The sequence below is a fragment of the Blastococcus sp. SYSU D01042 genome (genome assembly GCF_054050515.1).
The window spans coordinates 337,548-357,218 of sequence record NZ_JBJGZM010000001.1 but is presented as its reverse complement, the minus strand read 5'-3'; the positions used below and the strand labels follow the sequence as shown (position 1 = coordinate 357,218).

The 19,671-nt window shown below is 75.1% G+C and carries 28 protein-coding genes and 1 tRNA gene; 19 read left to right on the top strand and 10 right to left on the bottom strand.

Features of this window, described 5'->3' with window-relative positions; translation table 11 throughout:
* Window positions 1–74 precede the first annotated feature (74 nt).
* Window positions 75–383, top strand: coding sequence for a putative quinol monooxygenase (locus ACI79H_RS01815; protein WP_456552662.1), 309 nt, complete (start codon window positions 75–77; stop codon window positions 381–383).
* A gap of 24 nt (window positions 384–407) precedes the next feature.
* Here the strand turns inward: ACI79H_RS01815 and ACI79H_RS01810 are convergent, their stop codons facing one another.
* Genes ACI79H_RS01810 through ACI79H_RS01800 form a run of 3 tightly spaced genes read right to left on the bottom strand, consistent with a single transcriptional unit; the run spans window position 408 to window position 2,471 of the window.
* Window positions 408–1,259, bottom strand: coding sequence for a hypothetical protein (locus ACI79H_RS01810; protein ID WP_456552661.1), 852 nt, complete (start codon window positions 1,257–1,259; stop codon window positions 408–410).
* Between the two features lie 48 nt (window positions 1,260–1,307).
* A complete protein-coding gene (locus ACI79H_RS01805; RefSeq protein WP_456552660.1) occupies window positions 1,308–2,117 on the bottom strand; it encodes an Fpg/Nei family DNA glycosylase in 810 nt (269 codons plus the stop codon).
* 33 nt (window positions 2,118–2,150) lie between these two features.
* Complete coding sequence (locus ACI79H_RS01800) at window positions 2,151–2,471, bottom strand: GNAT family N-acetyltransferase (protein WP_456552659.1); 321 nt, start codon at window positions 2,469–2,471, stop codon at window positions 2,151–2,153.
* A gap of 178 nt (window positions 2,472–2,649) precedes the next feature.
* On the opposite strand from ACI79H_RS01800, the gene ACI79H_RS01795 reads away from it, so the two are divergent.
* The 4 genes from ACI79H_RS01795 to ACI79H_RS01780 all read left to right on the top strand — a co-directional run bounded on the left by ACI79H_RS01795 (window position 2,650) and on the right by ACI79H_RS01780 (window position 5,403).
* Window positions 2,650–2,725 (top strand) — tRNA-Arg (locus ACI79H_RS01795).
* 224 nt (window positions 2,726–2,949) lie between these two features.
* Complete coding sequence (locus ACI79H_RS01790) at window positions 2,950–3,684, top strand: DUF4386 domain-containing protein (protein WP_456552658.1); 735 nt, start codon at window positions 2,950–2,952, stop codon at window positions 3,682–3,684.
* Window positions 3,685–3,752: 68 nt separating this feature from the next.
* On the top strand, window positions 3,753–4,118 hold the full coding sequence (locus ACI79H_RS01785; RefSeq protein WP_456552657.1) for a YciI family protein: 366 nt from the start codon (window positions 3,753–3,755) through the stop codon (window positions 4,116–4,118).
* Between the two features lie 82 nt (window positions 4,119–4,200).
* A complete protein-coding gene (locus ACI79H_RS01780) occupies window positions 4,201–5,403 on the top strand; it encodes a serine hydrolase domain-containing protein (protein WP_456552656.1) in 1,203 nt (400 codons plus the stop codon).
* A 7-nt stretch (window positions 5,404–5,410) separates the two neighbouring features.
* On the opposite strand, the gene ACI79H_RS01775 is transcribed toward ACI79H_RS01780, so the two are convergent.
* Complete coding sequence (locus tag ACI79H_RS01775) at window positions 5,411–6,382, bottom strand: helix-turn-helix transcriptional regulator (protein ID WP_456552655.1); 972 nt, start codon at window positions 6,380–6,382, stop codon at window positions 5,411–5,413.
* A gap of 163 nt (window positions 6,383–6,545) precedes the next feature.
* On the opposite strand from ACI79H_RS01775, the gene ACI79H_RS01770 reads away from it, so the two are divergent.
* From ACI79H_RS01770 to ACI79H_RS01735, 8 genes are all read left to right on the top strand, one after another.
* A complete protein-coding gene (locus ACI79H_RS01770) occupies window positions 6,546–6,830 on the top strand; it encodes a hypothetical protein (RefSeq protein WP_456552654.1) in 285 nt (94 codons plus the stop codon).
* 45 nt (window positions 6,831–6,875) lie between these two features.
* Window positions 6,876–7,367 (top strand): DUF4396 domain-containing protein, encoded by a 492-nt coding sequence (locus ACI79H_RS01765; RefSeq protein ID WP_456552653.1) that lies wholly within the window; start codon window positions 6,876–6,878, stop codon window positions 7,365–7,367.
* A gap of 149 nt (window positions 7,368–7,516) precedes the next feature.
* A complete protein-coding gene (locus ACI79H_RS01760; protein WP_456553101.1) occupies window positions 7,517–8,896 on the top strand; it encodes a hemolysin family protein in 1,380 nt (459 codons plus the stop codon).
* On the top strand, window positions 8,893–9,912 hold the full coding sequence (locus ACI79H_RS01755) for a hemolysin family protein (RefSeq protein ID WP_456552652.1): 1,020 nt from the start codon (window positions 8,893–8,895) through the stop codon (window positions 9,910–9,912). Before ACI79H_RS01760 ends, ACI79H_RS01755 begins: the two co-directional genes overlap by 4 nt.
* A 34-nt stretch (window positions 9,913–9,946) precedes the next feature.
* Window positions 9,947–10,393, top strand: a complete 447-nt coding sequence (locus tag ACI79H_RS01750) for an SRPBCC family protein (RefSeq protein ID WP_456552651.1) — start codon at window positions 9,947–9,949, stop codon at window positions 10,391–10,393.
* Window positions 10,394–10,431: 38 nt separating this feature from the next.
* On the top strand, window positions 10,432–11,286 hold the full coding sequence (locus tag ACI79H_RS01745; RefSeq protein ID WP_456552650.1) for an NAD-dependent protein deacetylase: 855 nt from the start codon (window positions 10,432–10,434) through the stop codon (window positions 11,284–11,286).
* Window positions 11,283–11,588 (top strand): biopolymer transporter Tol, encoded by a 306-nt coding sequence (locus tag ACI79H_RS01740; RefSeq protein ID WP_456552649.1) that lies wholly within the window; start codon window positions 11,283–11,285, stop codon window positions 11,586–11,588. Before ACI79H_RS01745 ends, ACI79H_RS01740 begins: the two co-directional genes overlap by 4 nt.
* A 31-nt stretch (window positions 11,589–11,619) precedes the next feature.
* Window positions 11,620–12,522: an MSMEG_6728 family protein gene (locus ACI79H_RS01735; RefSeq protein WP_456552648.1), complete on the top strand. Its 903-nt coding sequence runs from the start codon at window positions 11,620–11,622 to the stop codon at window positions 12,520–12,522.
* On the opposite strand, the gene ACI79H_RS01730 is transcribed toward ACI79H_RS01735, so the two are convergent.
* Together ACI79H_RS01730 and ACI79H_RS01725 are read right to left on the bottom strand one after the other, a co-directional pair.
* Window positions 12,519–12,926, bottom strand: a complete 408-nt coding sequence (locus ACI79H_RS01730; RefSeq protein ID WP_456552647.1) for a PaaI family thioesterase — start codon at window positions 12,924–12,926, stop codon at window positions 12,519–12,521. The genes ACI79H_RS01735 and ACI79H_RS01730 overlap by 4 nt on opposite strands.
* On the bottom strand, window positions 12,923–13,279 hold the full coding sequence (locus ACI79H_RS01725; RefSeq protein WP_456552646.1) for a VOC family protein: 357 nt from the start codon (window positions 13,277–13,279) through the stop codon (window positions 12,923–12,925). The genes ACI79H_RS01730 and ACI79H_RS01725 overlap by 4 nt, the downstream gene beginning before the upstream one ends.
* Before the next feature lie 119 nt (window positions 13,280–13,398).
* Here ACI79H_RS01725 and ACI79H_RS01720 point away from each other — a divergent pair, with 119 nt between their 5' ends.
* A complete protein-coding gene (locus tag ACI79H_RS01720) occupies window positions 13,399–14,097 on the top strand; it encodes a YbaK/EbsC family protein (RefSeq protein WP_456552645.1) in 699 nt (232 codons plus the stop codon).
* Here the strand turns inward: ACI79H_RS01720 and ACI79H_RS01715 are convergent.
* From ACI79H_RS01715 to ACI79H_RS01700, 4 genes are all read right to left on the bottom strand, one after another.
* Window positions 14,094–14,717, bottom strand: a complete 624-nt coding sequence (locus tag ACI79H_RS01715; RefSeq protein ID WP_456552644.1) for a maleylpyruvate isomerase family mycothiol-dependent enzyme — start codon at window positions 14,715–14,717, stop codon at window positions 14,094–14,096. The genes ACI79H_RS01720 and ACI79H_RS01715 overlap by 4 nt on opposite strands.
* Window positions 14,718–14,791: 74 nt before the next feature.
* Complete coding sequence (gene mscL / locus ACI79H_RS01710) at window positions 14,792–15,229, bottom strand: large conductance mechanosensitive channel protein MscL (protein WP_456552643.1); 438 nt, start codon at window positions 15,227–15,229, stop codon at window positions 14,792–14,794.
* A gap of 40 nt (window positions 15,230–15,269) precedes the next feature.
* Window positions 15,270–15,884 carry a Flp pilus assembly protein CpaB gene (gene cpaB / locus ACI79H_RS01705; RefSeq protein WP_456552642.1) on the bottom strand — a complete coding sequence of 205 codons (615 nt, stop codon included), beginning with the start codon at window positions 15,882–15,884 and terminating at the stop codon, window positions 15,270–15,272.
* 85 nt (window positions 15,885–15,969) lie between these two features.
* On the bottom strand, window positions 15,970–16,287 hold the full coding sequence (locus tag ACI79H_RS01700; protein WP_456552641.1) for an FmdB family zinc ribbon protein: 318 nt from the start codon (window positions 16,285–16,287) through the stop codon (window positions 15,970–15,972).
* A 154-nt stretch (window positions 16,288–16,441) separates the two neighbouring features.
* On the opposite strand from ACI79H_RS01700, the gene ACI79H_RS01695 reads away from it, so the two are divergent.
* The 5 genes from ACI79H_RS01695 to ACI79H_RS01675 are packed head-to-tail and all read left to right on the top strand — an operon-like array spanning window position 16,442 to window position 19,661.
* A complete protein-coding gene (locus ACI79H_RS01695) occupies window positions 16,442–16,939 on the top strand; it encodes a Chromate resistance protein ChrB (RefSeq protein WP_456552640.1) in 498 nt (165 codons plus the stop codon).
* The gene (locus ACI79H_RS01690; RefSeq protein ID WP_456552639.1) at window positions 16,936–17,367 is read left to right on the top strand and encodes a chromate resistance protein ChrB domain-containing protein; all 432 of its coding nucleotides are present in this window, start codon (window positions 16,936–16,938) and stop codon (window positions 17,365–17,367) included. The genes ACI79H_RS01695 and ACI79H_RS01690 overlap by 4 nt, the downstream gene beginning before the upstream one ends.
* A gap of 52 nt (window positions 17,368–17,419) precedes the next feature.
* Entirely contained in the window at window positions 17,420–18,808 is a 1,389-nt protein-coding gene (gene chrA / locus ACI79H_RS01685; protein WP_456552638.1) for a chromate efflux transporter, read from the top strand.
* A gap of 31 nt (window positions 18,809–18,839) precedes the next feature.
* Window positions 18,840–19,136, top strand: coding sequence for a hypothetical protein (locus tag ACI79H_RS01680; RefSeq protein ID WP_456552637.1), 297 nt, complete (start codon window positions 18,840–18,842; stop codon window positions 19,134–19,136).
* 36 nt (window positions 19,137–19,172) lie between these two features.
* Window positions 19,173–19,661 carry a MarR family winged helix-turn-helix transcriptional regulator gene (locus tag ACI79H_RS01675; protein ID WP_456552636.1) on the top strand — a complete coding sequence of 163 codons (489 nt, stop codon included), beginning with the start codon at window positions 19,173–19,175 and terminating at the stop codon, window positions 19,659–19,661.
* The last annotated feature ends 10 nt before the right edge of the window (window positions 19,662–19,671 follow it).

Below are 19,671 nucleotides of genomic sequence, written 5' to 3'. Positions count from 1 at the left end.
CTGACCCGGCCGGGCCGTCTCCACCAGAGCGCGCGCCCGGCTTCCCGACCACCGTCGCTCGAGGAGGCCCCTCCATGTCCATCGTCGTCGTCGCCACCATCACCCCCAGGCCCGAGGCCGTCGACGCCGTCCGCGAGGCGTTGCAGGCCGCCGTCCCGGCGGTGCACGAGGAGCCCGGCTGCGAGCTCTACGCCCTGCACGAGGCCGACGGCAGCTTCGTGATGGTCGAGAAGTGGGCGGATGCCGACGCGATGAAGGCGCACGGCAAGGCCGAGCCGCTGGCCACCCTGGGGGCCGCGCTGGCGGGCAAGCTCGCCGCCGCGCCCGACGTCCGCCGGCTCACCGCTCTCCCGGCCGGCGACGCCGGCAAGGGCGCCGTCTGACCTCTCCGGGCGGGCCCGGCGGCCTCAGCTGCAGGAGTGGTTGAGGTCGAGGTCGTCGGGCACGTACTGGGTCAGCGCGACCTGGCCGCCCGGTACCAGCGGGGGCTGCTGGCAGGACGCGACGGCCTGCGCCAGGTCGGCCGACCCGGCCAGCCAGGTGGGCAGGCCCGTCAGGGGGCTGTCGACGGCGGGCGTGCCGGCGATCTCCGCCCACTGCTGGTGCGTGGAGTAGATGCCGACCTGGGCGCCGCGGAACTCCAGGTAGGCGGCCATGCCCTCGAGCGTCGCCCGGTTGCGCGCCCGGGCGTCGTCGGACCCCTGCTGCCAGGTGTTCATGGTCTCCACGTCGAGCCACCACCGGTAGCTGGAGGCCAGGCTGTCGACGCCGGCGTCGCGCGCCGCGGGGACGAAGTGCTCGGTGACGCTGTCGCGGGCCCGCTCCCAGCCGTACCGCCAGGAGCACGCGGGGGTGTTCCCGCCCTCGCAGTCGCCGTAGGGCGACTCCCCGTCCGACGGCCAGGTGCTCACCAGGCCCATCACCTGCCCGGGGTTGGCGGTGTTCAGGTAGAGCTGCGCGACCGGCTGGCCGGGCACCGACCCGTTGGACCCCCACGCCCACTCGAGCTGCTCGGCCAGGCAGGGGTTGGCCCGGGTGGCGACCCCGCCGTTGACGCCGACGACCGCGAAGGCCCGGGCGTCGGGCAGGTCGGTGCCGCACTGCGGGTGCGACACGTCCACGCCCACCGGGCTGATCGGGGCGTCGAACTCCGAGGGCGCGGCGCCCGCCGGCCCGGCCCCGGTGAGCACGGCGGCGGCGGCCAGCGCGCCGACGGCGGCGGCGCGCAGCGCTCCGCGACGCGTGCCCCCGATGCCCACGTCCGCGAACGTACCGGGGCGGGTCAACCCCCGGCCGGGACGAGCGCGTCAGACCGCCTGGCAGGTCGGGCACCAGTAGAGGTTGCGGCCGACCATGACCTCGGTGCGCACCTCGGTGCCGCAGATGCGGCAGGGCAGGCCGGTGCGCCGGTAGACGTAGTGGGCGTCCTCCCGGCGCACGGCGCCGCTGCGCCGGGACCGGTCCTGGGGCCGGGTGGTCACGATGCGGCCCATCCGGACGCCGGCCTTCATCAGCGTCACGAGGTCGGCCCACATCCGCGCCCAGAGCGCGTCGTCGACGGCGCGGCCGGGCCGGAACGGCGACACCCGGTGCCGGAACAGCAGCTCGGCCCGGTACACGTTGCCGACGCCGGCGAGCACCGACTGGTCCATGAGCAGCGCGCCGATCGGCGTCCGGCTGCCGGCGATGCGGCGGTGCGCGCGGCCGCCGTCGGCGCGCGGCCGGAGCGGGTCGGGCCCGAGCCGGTCGAGGATGGTCGCCACCTCGGGTGCGGGCAGCACCTCGCAGGCGGTCGGGCCGCGGAGATCGGTCCACACACCGGCGCCGTCGGGGCCGTCGGCCTCCCAGCGCATGCGCAGCGCGCCCTTCGCCGGGGGCGGTGATCCCGTGCCGGTCAGGTAGGTGCCGTACAGCCCGAGGTGGACGTGCAGGTGGTCGCCGCCGAAGCGGGCGAACAGGTGCTTGCCGTAGGAGAAGACCTCGTCGAGGACCCGGCCGTCGAGCAGCGCGGCACCGGCCTCGAACCGGCCCTGCGGACTGGTGACGTGCACCGGACGGCCGGCGAACAGCGCGGACTGCTCCCGTGCCAGGCGGTGCAGGGTGTGACCCTCGGGCATCCGCGCAGCGTAGGTGGCGCGGCGGGACCCGGCTCAGCGGTCGGCGGTCTCCAGCCCGAAGTGCGGGCGGTCGTCGTCGGCGACGAGGTCGAGGTACCCGGGGTGCTGCAGGATGTGGCGCCGCACGAAGGAGCAGTAGGGCAGCACCGTCAGGCCGCGCTCGCGGGCGGCCCGGAGGACGCCGTCGACGAGCTTCGTGCCGATGCCCTGCCCGCCGACGGAGGGGTCGACCTCGGTGTGCGGCAACGTCATCTGGCCGTTCTCGACGTGGTAGCTGGCCAGCCCGACGACGCGGTCGCCCTGCCGGATCTCGAACCGCCCCCGCTCGGGGACGTCGACCACCGTGGTCTCCATCGTGCTCCACCTCCCGTCATCCCCGGCGCCGTTGCCGGAGTGCGACGTGCCCCAGCACGGTAACGCCTGGGAACCGTTCCGTCTCTCTTCGATACGACGAGTCGGGTCGGGCGGGGGTTCCCGCGCGGTCACCGGATAGCCTCTGCGCCGTCGGTCCGTGCGCGCGCGTCGCGCCGAGGCCCCCGTAGCTCAGGGGATAGAGCATCGGTTTCCTAAACCGTGTGTCGCAGGTTCGAATCCTGCCGGGGGCACCAGCCAGCAGCTGACCGTCGACCCCCGATCGGTCCGACGGCGCCCGGCGACATGCGCAGGGTGACCGGCCACCCACCCGAGGCGCGCGGCGTGCGGTTCCCTCCCGGGAATCGGAACCGTCGGGTCGGAGTCCCTGGCGACGGGGGCGGTGCAGGGCCAGCGTGATGCGGACCTCGCACATCCCCTGACGACTGCAGGTGCAGTCGCAACCGGAGGAGGGTCGACCATGGACCTGCACCGAACGGGCCGGATCTTCGGGTGGCTGTTCATCGGGACGTTCCTGACGAGCATCCCGGCGCGGTTCCTGTTCGTGGACGGGGCCGGCGCGACATGGACGGACATGCGGTTCGTCCCTGGAGACGCCTCGTCGGCGAGCCTGAAGTGGGGCGCGCTGCTCGAGTTCGGCCTGATCGTCACCCAGCTCGGAACCGCTGTCGTGCTGTATCCGATCGCTCGCAGGTGGAGCCACGCGGTCGCGCTCGGCTACGTGAGCGCCCGGACCATCGAGTCCGTCTTCGCCGCCATCGGCCTCATCAGCATGCTGTCGCTGGTGTCGGTCATCGGCGCGCTGGACGGAGCGAACGGCGGCGAGGCGGTCGCACTCCAGGTCCAGGGGGACAGCTGGGCGCACGCCTACCAGTGGGCGTTCGAGTGGGGCCCGGGACTCGTGGCCGGCATCGGCAACGGGTTGCTGCTCGGCTACCTCATGTACGTGTCAGGCCTCGTGCCTCGGGGGCTGGCGCTGCTGGGTCTGGTCGGCGGATCCCTCCTGATCCTCTCGGCCATGCTGATCCTGGCCGGGGTGTACGAGAACGGCGAAGGGCTCGGGGCCGTCCTGTTCCTCCCGGAGGCCGTGTGGGAGCTTTCGCTGGGCGTCTACTGCGCAGCGAAGGGCTTCCGACCCTCCAGCCCGCCGGTCACCCAGGCCCGCCACCAGGAGCCGGTGCCCACCGGCCGATGAGTTGCCGCGGCGTCGAGGGTCCTCAGCCGTGACGGCGGCCGCCGTGGCCGCGCCGACGAGGAGGACCCGTGACGCAGTACCTGCTGTCGATGCCGCACGACTCGGCCGAGGAGCCGACGATGGCGACGATGGACCCGGCAGAGCTGGCGGCCGCCATGGCCGCGGCCGGCGCGTTCATGGAGGAGCTGACCGCCTCCGGAGCGCTGGTCTTCGCCGGCGGGCTCCACCCGCCGTCGACCGCGGTGACCGTCGACAACACCGGGGAAGAGCTCGTCCTCGCCGACGAGCCGTTCACCCGGGCGCCGGAGTACCTCGGCGGGTTCTGGGTCGTGGAGGCGCCGGACCGCGAGGCCGCCGTCGCCTGGGCCGCGAAGGCGTCGAAGGCGCTCGGCGGGCGGATCGAGGTGCGGGCCTTCCAGGAGGTGCCGGGCTGACGCCGCGCCGTGAGGCACCCCGGATCGTCGGCGTGACGCCTATGTTGCGCACAGCAACCGTCACTCCGGCGAAAGAGGAACCGTGCCCTCCACGCGCATCCGGCCCGTCTGCCGACCGCGGGGCGCTCGGCGCACCGTCGCGGCGCTCGCCGTGCTCGGCACCGTCGTGGCCACGGGCTGCTCGGCCGGGGAGGCCGCCGAGGGCCCGGACACCGACGCTGCGCCGTCCTCGACGGCCGAGGCCCGCGAGTACGACTTCTCGGCGGTCGCGCCGATCATCGAGGCGTTCATCGCGCAGCACGGGCTGAACGGCGCAGGCCTCGTCGTCGTGGAGGAGGACGAGGGGATCATCGACGAGCAGTACTTCGGCGAGTTCGGCGCCGACCGCTCCTCGCTGGTCGCCTCGGCGTCGAAGATGGTGACCGCCGGGGTGCTCGTCCGCCTCGCCGACCAGGGCCTGCTCGACCTCGACGAGCCGATCGCCGACTACGTCGACTGGGCGGAGGGGCACAACCCCGAGATCACCGTCGCCCAGCTCCTCTCGAGCAGCTCGGGCCTCGTGGGCCTCGGGCCCAACCCGGCCTACGGCCCCTACGTCTGCCAGTTCCTGCCCTCGGCGGAGATGGAGGAATGCGCCGCCGCCGCGTGGAAGACACCCGGCGACGACGCCGACATCGTGCCGCCGGACACCCAGTTCCGCTACGGCGGGGTTCAGTGGCAGATCGCCGGAGCCGTGGCCGAGACCGTCTCCGGCAAGAGCTGGTCGGAGCTCCTGGAGGAGACCTACGTCGAGCCGTGCGGCGTCGGGTCGCTCGGCTACAGCAACCACTGGACCGCGCTCGGGGGTGGTGGGTTCCGGTACCCGGCCGACTTCGACGGTGACGTGAGCCTCCTGCCGGAGACCGAGAACCCGCACATGGAGGGCGGGCTCCACATCGAGCCGGGCGACTACGCCGAGCTGCTCCTCATGCACCTGCGGGGCGGTCGCTGCGGGGACGCGCAGGTCCTGGAGCCGGAGTCGGTCGAGCTGATGCACGCCGACCGGATCGGCGAGGCCTACAGCGGAGCGGCCATGCCCGGCTCCGGGTACGGCCTCGGCTGGTGGGTGCCGCGGGACGGCAGCGGCCGGATCAACGACCCGGGTGCCTACGGGGCGGTTCCGTGGCTCGACCTCGACGGCGGTTTCGGCGCCTACCTGGTGCTCGAGGCGGACGCGGGGCTCGGGGTCTCGCTGGCGGGTCAGCTGTACGAGCCGGTCGAGGCCGCGGTGACCGCCGCCCGGTAGCGAGCGGTCAGGACATCAGCGTCTGCTGCGGGTAGCGGCCGTAGGCCTGCTGGTAGGCGTCGGCGAACCGGCCGCGGTGCAGGAATCCCCAGCGCGCCGCGACCTCGGCCACCGTGGCGCCGCGCGCGGGATCGGCCGCCTGGAGCTCCCGGTGGGCCCGTTCCAGGCGGGTCTCCCGCAGGTAGGCCATCGGGGTGGTCCCGCGGTGCCGACGGAAGGCCTCCTGCAGCGCGCGGGCCCCGACACCGGCGCCCCGGGCGATGTCGTCCAGCGTGAGCGGCTCGTGCGCGTGGACGTCGATGAACTCCACGGCGCGCCGCACGGTCGCAGGCAGGCCCCGCCCGGCCGGCCCGACGGGCCCGTCACCCGTGGCGGTGTTCGGGAAGGCGGCGAGCACGGCGGCCACGACGGAGTCGATCGCCGCGGCCCGCACGAGGGGCTCGGCGATCGGGGCGTCCGGGCCGAAGAGCGAGTGGACGTACCCGATCGTGCTCGCGCAGTAGCGGCCCAGCGCGGGCGTCGACGCCGAGAGGCCCAGGAAGCGGAAGTCCGCCGGGTCGCCCCCGGCGAGCGCGGCCGCCCGCCGGGCGACCTCTCGGGTGGGCAGCCGGACGACCCGCAGGTCCATCAGCGGCCACTCGCAGGTGAAGGCGACGCCCTGGGGGAACAGCACCACCTCGCCGGACGTGCCGCTGGCGGTCTCGCCCGCGTGGCCCACCTCGAACCGCCCACCCGCGACCAGCCCCACCCAGGTGGCGTCGATGGGGTCGACCTCCTCGCGCACGCCCATGGTGTGCAGCAGCGAGTCGACGGCGAGGTCGCCGGCGGTCGCCGTCGTCTGCCGGTACCGGAAGCGCTCCTGGCTGCCGCGGATGCGCAGCCGGTGGCCGGCGAAGGTGTCGCGGATGGACTCGTGCGCGCGCAGGACGTCCCGCGTCGCGACCTCGAGCCGCTGGACCGCCGTCGTCGCGCCGTGCATGAACCCCTCCCTGCGTGCCTCTCCGCTCGTGCGACCCGCTCCATGGTGCCCGCCGCTGTCCTGCAGCGCCGGTCCGGGAAGCGCGGCGATGAGCCGCCGAACGCGGCGGCGGGCACCGTTCCTTGCGCCGTGCTCGTCCCGGGTGGGGTCATGGGGTGCGGAGGTGGGGCTGACGACCAGTTGGGACGAGAGCACGCCCGATCGGCACGACGCCGGCCGGCTCGAGTGGACCGTGGGTGCCGACGGCCTGGCGACGCGGCTGTGGTCGGGGGAGCCGGTGCAGATGCCGACCGGCCACCTGCACGCGGTCACCGGCGAGGGCCTCCTCGTCGGCCGGGCCGTCTGCCTGGCGCCGGTCGTGCTGCTCGACCCGGCCGACTGGCGGTGGCCCGACGACGGCAGCGACGAGTGGCCGCTGTGCTGGATCTGCCACGCGCTCACGCGTTGACTCCCGCGCGCCCGGCTCGTTGACTGCTGCTCCGGAGGAGCAGCGATGGACCACCCGACGTCACACGCCCGGCCCGACGGGGCGGCGCTGAACCGGCTGGCCTTCAGCGCCACCGTCCACTGCCTGACCGGGTGCGCGATCGGCGAGGTCCTCGGCATGGTCATCGGCACCGCGCTCGGCTGGTCCGACCTCGCGACGATCGCGCTCGCCGTCGCGCTGGCCTTCTTCTTCGGCTACGCCCTGACCATCGGGCCGGTGCTGCGGTCCGGCCTCGCGCTGCGTGCGGCGGTGCCGGTCGCGCTTGCCGCCGACACCGTCTCGATCACCGTCATGGAGGTCGTCGACAACGCGGTCATGCTGCTCGTGCCGGGCGCGATGGAGGCCGGGCTGCGGAGCTGGCTGTTCTGGGGCTCGCTCGCGGCCGCGCTGGCGGTCGCCTTCGTCGTCACCCTGCCGGTCAACCGCTGGCTCATCGCCCGGGGCAGGGGCCACGCCGTCGTGCACGGGATGCACGGCTCCGGGCGGGAGCCCCGGTGAATCGCGGGATCCCGGAACGCGGCGCGGGGACCCGACGTTGACCCCCCGAGTGCCGCGCGGCGCAGCCCTTCGTCGAAGAGAGCCATGAGTACAAGTCACAGTCCCCGGGCCACGACTCCCTCCACCGGTGAGGGGGTGCGTGGCCGGTGATGGAAGTGCTCTCGCTGCTGCTGGGGGTGCTGGTCGTGCTCGCGATCACCGCCCTGACGGGCTACTTCGTGGCCCAGGAGTTCGCCTACATGGCGGTCGACCGCTCGACGCTGGCCGCCCGCGCCGCGGCGGGCGACGCGGCCGCGGAGCGCGCGCTGACGGTGACCCGCCGCACCTCGTTCATGCTCTCCGGTGCCCAGCTCGGCATCACGGTGACCGGGCTGCTGGTCGGGTACGTCGCCGAGCCGCTGATCGGTGAGTCGATCGGCGTGATGCTCGGCGGGGTGTCCGTGCCGGCCGGGGTGAGCGTCGGCATCGGCGCCGTCCTGGCGCTGCTGTTCTCCACCCTGGTGCAGATGCTCTTCGGCGAGCTGTTCCCGAAGAACCTGGCCATCGCCCGGCCGGAGCCGGTGGCGCGCTGGCTGGCGACCTCCACCGTCGTCTACCTGCGGGTGTTCGGCTGGCTGATCCGGGTCTTCGACGCGGCGTCCAACGTGCTGCTCAGGTGGCTCCGGATCGAGCCGGTGCACGACGTCGAGCACGCCGCCACCGCGCGGGACCTCGAGCACATCCTCGACGAGTCGCGGGAGAGCGGGAACCTGCCGGCGGAGCTGTCGATGATGCTCGACCGGATCCTCGACTTCCCCCACCGCGACGTCGAGCACGCGATGATCCCGCGGCCGCGCGTTGGCACCATCTCCACGAAGGACACCGTCGGCCACCTGCGGGTGCTCATGGCCCAGGGGCACTCCCGGTACCCGGTGCTCGACGGCGGGGGCGACGTCGTCTCGGTCGTGCACCTCGCCGACCTGCTGACGACGACGGCGCCCGACAGCGCGCCGGTCACCGACGTGGCCCGGCCCTGCCTCGTGGTCTCCACGTTCACCTCGCTGCCCGACGCGCTGCGCCAGCTCGCCGACTCGGGCAACCAGATGGCCTGCGTGATCGACGAGTACGGCGGCTTCGCCGGGGTGATCACCCTGGAGGACCTCGCGGAGGAGCTGGTCGGGGAGATCACCGACGAGCACGACGACGAGCACCCCGGGTACGTACCGGTCGAGGGCGACGGCATCTGGGAGATGCCCGGCGACGTGCACGTCGACGAGGTGGAGCGCGCGCTGGCCGTCGACCTGCCGCGCGGGGACTACGAGACGATCGCCGGCCTGGTCATCGCCGCCGCGGGCACGCTGCCCGAGCCGGGCACCCGGCTGACCGTCGAGCTGCCGCCCGACCCGGGCGACCTGGTCCACGACGACGACCCGGAGCCGCGGCTGCTCAGCATCGAGGTGCTCGACGTCGAGCGGCACGTCCCCTCCCGCGTCCGGCTCGAGCTGCCCGACCGCGCCGCCACCGCCGGCACCGAGGAGACGGCCCGATGAGCGACAACCCGTGGGTCGTCGTCGCCGCGACGGTCGTCATCGTCGCACTCAGCGCATTCTTCGTGGCGGTCGAGTTCGCGGCGCTGGCCGCCAAGCGGCACCGCCTCGAGGAGGCCGCGCCGGACAGCCGCGCGGCCCGCGCCGCGCTGCGCAACTCCGCCGAGCTGACGCTGCTGCTGGCCGGCTCGCAGCTGGGCATCACCGCCGCCACGTTGGCGCTGGGCGCGATCAGCAAGCCGGCGGTGCACCACTGGCTCACCCCGGCGTTCGAGGGCTGGGGCCTGCCGCTGGTGGCGGCCGACGTGGTCGGGTTCGTCCTGGCGCTGCTCATCGTCACGTTCATCCACCTCGTGGTGGGCGAGATGGCGCCCAAGTCCTGGGCGATCGCGCACCCCGAGCGCTCGGCCACGCTGCTCGCCGTCCCGATGCGGGCATTCATGGCGGTGTTCCGGCCGCTGCTGCGCGCGCTGAACGCCGCGGCCAACCGGCTGCTGCGCCGGGTCGGCGTCGCGGCGGTGGACGAGCTGGCGGTGGGGCACAGCCCCGACGCGCTGCGGCACCTGGTCGAGCACTCGGCGAACGTCGGTGCGCTGGACGCGAGCTTCTCGGAGCAGATCGCCGGGGTGCTGGAGCTGGAGCAGCTCACCGTGCGCGACCTGGTCGACCCGGACGCGCCGCTCGCCGCGGTGCCCGCCGGCGCGACCGCCGGCGAGGTGCGCTCGGCCACCCGGCGCACCGGTCACCTGCGCATCCTCACCCGCGACGGCGACCGCATCTCCGGCGTCGTCCACGTCCGCGACACCCTGGCCGTGGCCGACGCGGCGCCGGTGGCGGAGTTCGTGCGGCCGGTGTTCAGCCTGGACGCCGGCACGACCGTGCACGCCGCGCTCGAGGCGATGCGCGAGACCCGCAACCACCTCACCGTCGTCGTCGACGACGGCGGCATCGTCGGCGTGGTCACCCTGGCCGACGTGCTGCGGCGGCTGTTCCCGCCGCAGGAGGTGGTGACCGCGTGACCGCGGCCGGGAGCGGACCGGGAGGATGGTCGGCATGAGCCAGGTAGTCGCGACCTCGGAGGCCATCGTCCGCGCACCCGCAGAGCGGGTGATCGCCGCACTCGCCGACTACGAGGCGGTGCGCCCGCGGATCCTGCCCGTGCAGTTCAGCGAGTACCGGGTCGAGGCCGGAGGGCAGGGTGCCGGCACCACCGTGCACTGGAGGTTCGCTGCCACGTCCAAGCGGGTCCGCGACCAGCTGCTCGACGTCACCGAGCCGGCCCCGGGCACGCTGGTGGAGAGCGACCGGAACTCCTCGATGGTCACCACCTGGACGGTGCTCGCCGCGGACGCCGGCGCCTCCACCGTCCGGGTGCGCACCACCTGGGACGGGGCCGGGGGCATCGGCGGGTTCTTCGAGCGGACCTTCGCGCCGAAGGGGCTGGCGCGGGTGTACTCCGACCTGCTGACCCGGCTGGACGCGGAGCTGGCCGCGGGCTGATCGCGGCGCGTGAGCCGATCGGCAGGGACCATGGACCGGTGACCCTCGCCGCCCCCTCCGCCGTGACCGGCGCCTCGCTCGACGCCCTGGCCGACCTGGTGGCCGACGGCGACGTCGTCGTCCTCTCCGGTGCGGGCCTGTCCACCGACTCGGGGATCCCGGACTACCGGGGCGCCACCGGGAGCCTGCGCCGGCACACCCCGATGACGTACCAGACCTTCACCCGTGACCCGCGCGGCCGGCACCGGTACTGGGCGCGCAGCTTCGTGGGGTGGCGGCAGATGCGGGCGGCGCGGCCGAACGACGGGCACCGCGCCGTGGGCGAGCTGCAGGCGGCCGGTCTGCTCGGCGGGCTGATCACCCAGAACGTCGACGGGCTGCACCAGGCCGGTGGCGCGCGGGACGTCGTCGAGCTGCACGGCGGGCTGGACCGCACGGTCTGCCTGGGCTGCGGGGACGTCGCCGACCGCGGGGTGCTGGACGACCGGCTGCGCGCGGCCAACCCCGGCTTCGGGCCGAGGGTCGACGAGATCAACCCCGACGGTGACGCCGAGCTGCCCGACGAGGTGCTGGACGGGTTCGTGATGGTCGGCTGCCTGGCGTGCGGTCAGGACCTGCTCAAGCCCGACGTCGTCTTCTTCGGCGAGACGGTGCCCCGCGAGCGGGTGAACTCCTGCTTCGCGCTGGTGGAGCAGGCCGGGTCGCTGCTCGTGCTGGGCTCCTCGTTGACCGTGATGAGCGGCTACCGATTCGTGCTGCGCGCGGCCGAGCTGGGCGTCCCGGTGGCGATCGTGAACGTCGGCCCCACCCGCGGCGACGCCAAGGCCGACGTGCGGGTGGACGCGCCGCTGGGCGAGGTGCTCCCGGCGCTGGTCGCCCGGCTGACCGCGTGACGCGCGACGTCGAGCGGACCGACGACGGCCGGTGGATCGTCGTCGACGGGCGGCGGTGGCGCACGGCGGACCCGGCGCTGCCCGACGACGTCCGCGAGCGGCTGCTGCACCACCTCGGCGTCGGCCGGTCCGGGGTGCGGACGGCCGAGCTAGCGGGGGACGACGCGGCGGTGGCCGCCGCCCGGGCGCGGGTGCAGCTGGCCAAGACCGGCCTCGGCGAGCGCGGCACCGCCTGGTGGGAGCAGGACGACGAGCAGCGGCGCCACCGCTGGGAAGCCGCGCTGCGCGACCTGGACGGTTGATCCCGCCGCACTGCGGGCAGCAACGCTCCCGATGCAGACCTTCCTGCCGGTCGCCGACTTCACCGAGTCCGCCCGTCTCCTGGACAACCCCCGGCTCGGCAAGCAGCGGGTGGAGTGCCTGCAGGTGCTGAGGGCGCTGGAACTGCCCGACTACGGGTGGGCCAACCACCCGGTGGTCACCATGTGGCGCGGCCGCACCGCGGGCCTGGTCGTCTACTCCCTGGCGATGGTGCGCGTCTGGCGGGAGCGCGGCTTCGCCGACACCACCGAGACGCTCATCTCGGAGTTCGCCCCCGACGCCGCGGCGATGACGCAGCAGGAGGCGGCCGCCGCCGGACTGCTGCCCAGCTGGGTCGGCGACGAGGAGCTGCACCTCTCGCACCGGTCGAACCTGCTGGCCAAGGACCCGGAGTTCTACCGCTCCCGGTTCCCCGGCGACCCCGACGACCTGCCGTACAAGTGGCCCGGCGCCGACGACGTGCCGCCTGCCTCCGCGCCCGAGGGCGTGCCGGTGTGGGTGGTCCGGCCGCGGGCGCACAACGAGCTGGGGGCGTGCCTGGCCGCCGGCGTCGTGGGGCTCGGCACCCAGTCGGGCATCGATGTCGACGCCACCGGGCTCGGCCCGGTCGAGCTGCGCGAGCTGTCCAAGGAGCTCTCCGGCCGGCGCCCGGCCAAGGACCTGCGCCAGCTGTCGGCCTTCCTCGACCGGATGGGCCCCGGCGACCTCGTCGGCCTGCCCATCGAGCACGGCGCGGGGCTGCTGCTGGGCGAGGTCGTCGGTGGCTACCTGTTCCAGGGCCGCGAGCTGCTGCCGCACCGCCGGGCGGCCCGGTGGGACCGGGTGGTCCCGCGCTCGGCCGCCCGGCCGCCCGCCACGCTGCAGGACCCCCGGGCGCTGTTCCAGGTCGTGCTCGACCCGGCGGTGGTCGGCTAGCTCCCGGGCAGCGGCACGTTCTGCAGCCGCACCCGGCCCTGGGCGACCAGCTTGCCGTCCTCCGCGCGGGTGAGCGTCACCTGCCAGAGCTGCTGGGTGCGGCCCTGCTGCACCGGCTCGGCGACGACGTCGACCGTCCCGGCGGTCATCGAGCGGATGAAGTCGGTGCTGTTGTTGACGCCGACGGAGAACTGGCCGTGGCCCTCGACCGCCTTGCTCGCCCCGATGCTGGCCGCGGTCTCGACGATCGCGCAGTAGACGCCGCCGTGCACCACGCCCCAGGGGGTGTGCTGGTCCGGGCCGAGCTCGGCGGTGCCGGTGACCCGGGTGCCACCGGCCTCGCCGGTCCGGAAGCCCATCGCGGCCACGAACGGCGGCGGGGTGGGCGGCTGGTCGGCGCTCATGCGTCCCACACCAGGCAGAAGGGGTGGCCGACCGGGTCGGCGTACACGCGGAAGTCCCCGCCCTCGCCCGGCAGCCGACGGGCGCCCAGCGCCAGCACCTGCGGCTCGGCCTCGTCGATGTCGGCGACGCGGACGTCGAGGTGGAACTGCTGCGGCCGCTCCGGGTCGGGCCAGTCCGGCGGTCGCAGGTCGGGGGCCTGCTGGAAGGCGATGCGGTACCCGGCGCCGGTGACCACGACCCAGTCGTCGCCCGGCGCACCCTTCACCTCCATCCCGAGGAGGTCGGCGTAGAAGCGCGCGAGCGCGTGCGCGTCGGGCGCGTCGATCACGACGGAGTGCAGCTGGCCGATCATGGGCCTCATCCTGGCGTCCGGGTCCGACGGTCTCCACCCGGATCCCGGCCGGGGACCGCACCGATCCGGCCGACGACCCGCGGTGCGGCGCCGGCGGGGCGTGGCGCAGGATCGGCGTCGTGGCCTCCACCCCGCCCGTCCTGGGTTCCCTGACCTGGCTCCCCGCCGCCGAGCACCCCGAGCTGCTCGGTGCGCCGGTGGCCGCGGCGCTCGACGGGCTGACCGGCCCGGCCTGGGTTGCGGCCATCGACGACGACCTGGCCGACACCGCCGCGTTCACCGAGGCGTACGGCGTGCCGGCCGAGGCCTCGGCGAACTGCGTGGTCGTGGCCGCCCGCCGCGCGGGGCAGACCTCGCTCGCCGCCTGCCTGGTGCTGGCCACCACCCGCGCGGACGTCAACGGGCTGGCCCGCAGGCACCTGGGTGCGCGCAAGGCCTCCTTCGCGCCGCAGGACGTCGCCGTCGCCGAGAGCGGCATGGCCTACGGCGGCATCACGCCGGTCGGGCTGCCCGCGACGTGGCCGGTGCTGGTCGACGCGGCCGTCGCGGGGGCCGGCCTCGTCGTCATCGGCTCGGGGACGCGGGGCAGCAAGCTGGCCGTCCCCGGTGCGGTGCTCGCGGCGCTCCCGGCGGCGGAGGTGCTCGACGGGCTGGGGCAGCCGTTGCCGCCGGACGGTCCGGCGGCGCCTGCCGCGGCGCCCGCCGCACGCCGGGCGCCGGACGACAGCGACGTGGGCTGGGGCGAGCGCCCGGCCGAGGACTCCGACAGCGACCGGCGGTACCTGGAGGACCGGCCGCCGCACTGGGGCAGCGACTAGGCCAGGAGCCGCGCCGCGCCGTCGCCGGTCAGCTCGTGCGGTGCGACGGGACGGCCCGACACCGCCAGCAGCAGGGCGAGCGCGGACCCGGTCACCTCGGGCCCCTCGCCGTGGACCAGGTCGACGTCGTCGGCGCGCAGGGTGAGTCCCTCGGCGCGCTCCCTGCCGCCGCCCGTGCCCGTCGAGGTGGCGAGCTGGTGGCGCAGCGCACGGGCGGTCTCCGGCAGCGGGTAGTCGTGCCGCAGCGCCAACGGCCGCCGGATGTCCTCGCCGTGGACGATGACCTCGACCAGGCGGGTCGCAGCCGGTGCCGGGGCGCTCGTGGTCCGGTCGCCGACCTCCCGGAACCGGCGCAGCGTGTCCGCCGGCGTCGCACCCCTCTCCCGCCGGACGCCGTCCGCGTTGAGGCGGTCGAAGTCCAGTCGTGCGCGGAGCAGGCGCACCGCGAAACCCAGCCGGGTCGAGGTGGCGTCGTCGACCAGGTGCGCCAGCACGTCGTGGACGCTCCAGCCGGGGCACAGCGACGGCTGCTCCCAGGCAGCAGGGTCGCTCACCAGGGACAGCTGGTCGGCCAGTGCTCGACGTTCGGCGTGCACCACCGGCCAGTGGTCGGTCCTCATCGGGCATCCATCCCTTCCGGTCGCCCTACCGACCGGGTGGCGGGCCGGATCTCATCGATGCGCCGGCTCCCGCGTCAGAGCTGCCCGGGCAGCACCGTCGTCCCCGGGCCGGACGGGTCGGCACCCGGTCCTCGGCCCTGCTGGGCACGCAGCAGGTCGCGGATCTCGACGAGCAGCTCGACCTGCGTCGGCGCCACCGGCCCGGGCTCCTCCCCGCGCGCCCGCCGCTCCACGAGCTTCTTCATCGGGAGGACCACGACGAAGTAGACGACCGCGGCGGTCAGCACGAAGGTGATCACCTGGTTGACGAAGCTGCCCCAGGTGAAGGTCTGCCCGTCGACGGTGAAGCTGCCGCCGTTCACGCCGCCGCCGCCGACGAGCCCGATCAGCGGCTCGAGGAACGACGAGGTGAAGGAGCTGACGACGGCGGTGAAGGCGGCGCCGATGACGACGGCGACCGCGAGGTCGACGACGTTGCCGCGGAGCAGGAAGTCCTTGAAGCCCTTGATCATGGGCGCCATCCAACCGGCCGGGGGGCCCGCTGGCGAGGACTCACGGTGGCGGCAGGGTCACGGTGAGCGTCGCGCTGGTCGCCGCCGCGGCCAGGCGGGCGGCGGTGCCGGGATCGACCGCCACCAGCAGCAGGCCCGCCGCCGGGTCCTCGCCGGAGCCGGACGCCAGCACCCGGACGCCGGAGGCCAGGGCCTCCGCCTCGTCCGCTCCGTCCTGGGTGGCCAGCACGTCGACCCGGTCCCCGGTGCGCACGAGGGCCGCCACGGCCAGATCGGCCAGGCGCACGGGGGCGGCCACCTGCCCCTGCGGCAGCAGGGCCGTGAGCCCCGGGCCGACCAGGCGGGTGTCGGTCAGCGGCTCGCCGGCACGCACCGCGCCGGCGAGCACCCGGCCGGTCAGGAGCTCCGGGTGCGCGACCACGCCGGCGGGCGCGGTGCCGGCGGGGTAGCGGGCGAGGGCCAGGTCGTCGATGCCGAGCGCCCTCCCGGCGTCCAACGAGCGTGCCGCGACGACGACCGGCACCGCCTCGGGAGCCGCCGCGCCGGCGGGTGGGCCGGGCCGCAGCGCGAGCACGAGCGCGATCCCGGCGAGCAGCACCGCGCCGGCCCGCCGGGCCAGTGCGGCGGGGGAGCGGGGTCGGCGGAAGCGCGGCATGCTCCGAGCGTGCGGCCCGGCGCCGGGCCCGGGTAGAGCAGCCGCGCAGCTGTGGACGGGCGCGCGGGCTGTGGACGGGGCGCCGTCAGTCGGCGGCCTTGGCCCCGCTCCCGGAGGTGGCGGCCGGCGCGCTGGTCGATGCGGCGGGCGCGGCCGGCTTGCTGTCCGAGGAGGTGCCCGACGTGCTGGTCGACGACGCGCTCCCCGACGCCGAGCCGGTCGTGCGGCTGTCGGTCCGGTAGAAGCCCGAGCCCTTGAAGACGACGCCCACGGAGCCGTAGACCTTGCGCACCGGCGCACCGCACTGCGGGCACTCGGTCAGGGCGGCGTCGCTGAACGACTGCACGACCTCGAACTCGTGCTTCCCCTCGGGGTTGGTGCAGGCGTACTGGTAGGTGGGCACGGGCGGTGGCTCCCTGGTCGAGCGGAGGTGGCTGCCGGGTTGGCACTCTCGCCCGGCGACTGCCAATGATGCGCCATCCGGCAGGCACCCGTCCACGACGGGCCGCCGAGGTCAGCCTGTCGACAAGCCGTTGCAACCATGGTTGCATCTCTGCGTGGCCGACACGGCGCCCGGCGAATGGGTCCTCCTCTCCTACCGGCTCCCGCGCGAACCGTCGGGCCCGCGGACGACGCTGTGGCGCCGGCTCCGGCGGCTCGGGGTGGCGCAGCTGTCCGACGGCCTCGTCGCCCTGCCCGCCGACGCCCGCACGCGCGAGGCGCTCGAGTGGCTGGCCGACGACGTCCTCGCCGCGGACGGCACGGCCGGGGTGTGGCTCGCCCGGCCGGCCACGGCGGCGCAGGAGCGCGCGCTGGCCGCGGGGATGCAGGCCGCCCGGGCCGAGGAGTACCGGCAGCTCGCCGCGTCCTGCCGGGAGGCGCTCGGCGCGGACCCGGCCGACCGGGCCCGCGCCCTGCGACGGTTGCGCGGCGAGTGGCGCGCCGTCGACCGCCGGGACTTCTTCCCGCCGGCCGGGCGCGAGGCCGCGGCCGCGGCGCTGCGCGAGCTCGCTGCCGCCGCGGACGTCCCGGCCGCGGCGGAGGTCGCGCCGTGAGGTGGGCGACCCGCGCGGGCGTGCACATCGACCGGGCGGCCTGCGCCTGGCTGGTCCGCCGGTTCCTCGACCCCGACGCCGAGTTCGTCTTCGTGAGCGACCCGGCAGAGGTGCCCGCCGACGCCACCCCCTTCGACATGCGGGGCGTGGAGCTCGGCCACCACGGCGGCGACTGCTCCTTCGAGACGATCCTGCGCCGGTACGAGCTCACCGACCCGGTGCTGTGGCGGATCGCCGAGATCGTGCACGAGGCGGATCTGGACGACGGGCGGTTCGACGCACCCGAGGCACCCGGCCTGGACGTCGTGCTGCGCGGGCTGTCGATGACGGGTGACGACGTCCGGACGCTCGCCGTTTCCGGTCCCGTCTTCGACGCCCTGTACGAGTTCCACCGGCGGCGCCTGCTGCTCGGCCGCGAGCCCGCGTGACCGCCGTGCCCGTGACCCCGGCACACCGCCCACCCGACCGACGAGGACGGCCATGACCCGCGCGACAGGTGAGACCCAGGAGCCCGACCAGCAGGTCGTCCCGTTCCGCAGCGCCGTGCGGACGTGGTTCCTCATCTCGCTCCAGACCTTCGGTGGCCCGGCCGGGCAGATCGCGGTCATGCAGCGCGCCCTGGTCGACGAGAAGCGGTGGATCGGCCAGCGACGCTTCCTGCACGCCCTCAACTACTGCACGCTGCTGCCCGGCCCGGAGGCCCAGCAGCTGGCCACCTACGTCGGCTGGCTGCTGCACGGCACCCGGGGCGGGCTCGTCGCCGGCGGGCTGTTCGTGCTGCCCGGGGTGGTCGCGCTGCTGGCCCTCTCGGCGGTCTACGTGCGGTTCGGCTCGACCACGGTCGTCACCGCCGTCTTCACCGGCCTGGCCGCGGCCGTGCTGGCGATCGTCGTGCAGGCGGTCATCCGGGTGGCGGGGAAGGCGCTGGACAGCCGGGTGCTGGTCGCGCTGGCGGTCGCGTCCTTCGCCGCGCTCGCGGTCTTCGGCGTGCCGTTCCCGGTCGTCGTCGCGCTCGCCGGTCTCGCCGGCTGGGCGCTCGGGCGGTGGCGGCCGGACGCGCTTCCGCAGGGGAAGGCCGCCGACGGCCCCGATGCCGGCCCACCGCCGGTCGTCCCCGACGACGTCCTGCACCACGAGGCGCCCTCGACCCGCCGCACGCTGCGGGTGCTGCTGGTCGGCCTGCTCGTGTGGGGGCTGCCGATCGCGGCCGTCGCGCTGCTGACCGGCACGGGGAGCGTCTTCACCGAGCAGGGGCTGTTCTTCTCCGGTGCCGCGGTGGTCACCTTCGGCGGCGCCTACGCCGTCCTGGCCTACGTCGCCCAGCAGGCGGTCGAGGTCTACGGCTGGCTGGCGCCGCGGGAGATGGTCCGCGGGCTGGCGCTGGCCGAGACGACGCCCGGCCCGCTGATCATGGTGGTCCAGTTCGTCGCCTTCCTCGGCGCCTACCGCGCCCCCGGTGACCTCGACCCGTGGGTGGCCGCGGTGCTGGCCTCGCTGCTGGTCACCTGGGTGACCTTCGTGCCGAGCTTCCTGTTCGTGCTGCTCGGCGCCCCGTACATGGAGCGGCTGCGCGGCAACCGGTCGCTGTCCGCGGCGCTCACCGGCATCACGGCGGCGGTGGTCGGGGTGATCGCCAACCTCGGCGTCTACTTCGCCGTCCACACGCTCTTCGACGAGACCGTGGCCGTCGACGGCGGGCCGCTGGCGCTCGAGCTGCCCGACCTCGGCTCGCTGCGGGTCGTGCCCCTGCTCATCGCGCTCGTGGCGGCGGTGCTGCTGTTCCGCGTGAAGTGGTCGGTGCTGCGCACCCTGGGCGCCTGCGCGCTGCTCGGCCTGGCGGCCGGTCTGGCCGGGCTGCCGCTGACGTGATCCGGCGGGTGCCGGCGGGTAGGGGGGTCGCATGGCCGGACAGGGCGCGGCGGTGGCCGCCTCGGACCGCTGGGTGGACCCCGACGACGGGATCCGGTACCCGGCCGGCGAGGTGCACGGCTGGGAGCGCGGGCGCAACGAGACGGTGTGCGGGCTGTCCCTCCACCGGTCCCGGCTGGCGCGCTTCCCGCACGTCGTCTGGGCCGACGTGCAGCCCGAGAGCGGCCGCCACGCCGAGGAGGTGCAGGTGGTGTGCCGGCGGTGCCGGGCCGCGCTGGGCGGTCGCCGGGACGAGCGCGGCTGGACGCGCGTGAACCCACGGCCGTGACGCCGGGTGGCGCGGCCCGCCCAGTACCGTTCCGCCGTGGCGCAGCGGTGGCTCGACGAGGAGCAGCAGCGGACCTGGCGGGCCTGGCTCTCGGTCTCCGAGCTGCTCCCGCGGGTCCTCGACGCCCAGCTCCAGCGGGACGCCGGCATCAGCCACGCGGCCTACGTCGTGCTGGCGATGCTCTCCGAGGCGCCCGACCGCAGCCGCCGGATGAGCGACCTGGCCCGCCGGTCCAACCAGTCGCAGAGCCGGCTCTCGCACACCGTCGCCCGGCTGGAGGAGCGGGGCTGGGTGCGGCGGCAGCGGGCGGCCGAGGACGGTCGGGGCAATCTCGCCGTCCTCACCGACGCCGGGTGGGACGTCGTCCGCACGCTGGCGCCCGGCCACGTCGACGCCGTCCGCGAGGCGTTGTTCGAACCGCTGACCCCGGAGCAGGCGGCCGCGCTCGGCGAGGCGCTCACCGCGGTGCTCGACCGGCTCGACCCCGACCACAGCCTGCGCGTGCAGGACGGCGACGGGCTGTAGAGCCGGCGCC

Excerpts from the sequence above, each read along its gene's own strand:
- ACI79H_RS01750 (WP_456552651.1), top strand. The coding sequence starts at position 9,947 with ATGAGCCAGGTAGTCGCGACCTCGGAGGCCATCGTCCGCGCACCCGCA.
- ACI79H_RS01715 (WP_456552644.1), bottom strand. The coding sequence starts at position 14,717 with ATGAGGACCGACCACTGGCCGGTGGTGCACGCCGAACGTCGAGCACTG.
- ACI79H_RS01805 (WP_456552660.1), bottom strand. The coding sequence starts at position 2,117 with ATGCCCGAGGGTCACACCCTGCACCGCCTGGCACGGGAGCAGTCCGCG.
- ACI79H_RS01760 (WP_456553101.1), top strand. The coding sequence starts at position 7,517 with ATGGAAGTGCTCTCGCTGCTGCTGGGGGTGCTGGTCGTGCTCGCGATC.
- ACI79H_RS01815 (WP_456552662.1), top strand. The coding sequence starts at position 75 with ATGTCCATCGTCGTCGTCGCCACCATCACCCCCAGGCCCGAGGCCGTC.
- ACI79H_RS01800 (WP_456552659.1), bottom strand. The coding sequence starts at position 2,471 with ATGGAGACCACGGTGGTCGACGTCCCCGAGCGGGGGCGGTTCGAGATC.
- cpaB (WP_456552642.1), bottom strand. The coding sequence starts at position 15,884 with ATGCCGCGCTTCCGCCGACCCCGCTCCCCCGCCGCACTGGCCCGGCGG.
- ACI79H_RS01775 (WP_456552655.1), bottom strand. The coding sequence starts at position 6,382 with ATGCACGGCGCGACGACGGCGGTCCAGCGGCTCGAGGTCGCGACGCGG.
- ACI79H_RS01765 (WP_456552653.1), top strand. The coding sequence starts at position 6,876 with ATGGACCACCCGACGTCACACGCCCGGCCCGACGGGGCGGCGCTGAAC.
- chrA (WP_456552638.1), top strand. The coding sequence starts at position 17,420 with ATGACCCGCGCGACAGGTGAGACCCAGGAGCCCGACCAGCAGGTCGTC.
- ACI79H_RS01725 (WP_456552646.1), bottom strand. The coding sequence starts at position 13,279 with ATGATCGGCCAGCTGCACTCCGTCGTGATCGACGCGCCCGACGCGCAC.
- ACI79H_RS01735 (WP_456552648.1), top strand. The coding sequence starts at position 11,620 with ATGCAGACCTTCCTGCCGGTCGCCGACTTCACCGAGTCCGCCCGTCTC.
- ACI79H_RS01790 (WP_456552658.1), top strand. The coding sequence starts at position 2,950 with ATGGACCTGCACCGAACGGGCCGGATCTTCGGGTGGCTGTTCATCGGG.
- mscL (WP_456552643.1), bottom strand. The coding sequence starts at position 15,229 with ATGATCAAGGGCTTCAAGGACTTCCTGCTCCGCGGCAACGTCGTCGAC.
- ACI79H_RS01755 (WP_456552652.1), top strand. The coding sequence starts at position 8,893 with ATGAGCGACAACCCGTGGGTCGTCGTCGCCGCGACGGTCGTCATCGTC.
- ACI79H_RS01680 (WP_456552637.1), top strand. The coding sequence starts at position 18,840 with ATGGCCGGACAGGGCGCGGCGGTGGCCGCCTCGGACCGCTGGGTGGAC.
- ACI79H_RS01730 (WP_456552647.1), bottom strand. The coding sequence starts at position 12,926 with ATGAGCGCCGACCAGCCGCCCACCCCGCCGCCGTTCGTGGCCGCGATG.